Below are 228 nucleotides of genomic sequence, written 5' to 3'. Positions count from 1 at the left end.
GAAGCTCAGAGCGAGCGTCCCCATCAACCACGGGCCAACCTCCTAGCAACAAAAAAGCGACTCCTCCCAAAAGAAGAGCCGCAACCAGCATATATCAGAAAAAGAACCGTTCCAACGCCAAACCGCCGCACCAGCCAAGTGGTGCAGGAGCGAAGCGACTGCAACCGGGATAGAACCCAACTGAGGTCCCGTTGTGCGGGAGCCCCGGGGAGGGCAAATATATAAGGT

The organism is Collinsella sp. TF07-1, assembly GCF_003437235.1.
In the GTDB taxonomy this organism is placed as follows: Bacteria; Actinomycetota; Coriobacteriia; order Coriobacteriales; family Coriobacteriaceae; genus Collinsella.
Note: the sequence above shows the minus strand (reverse complement) of the source record.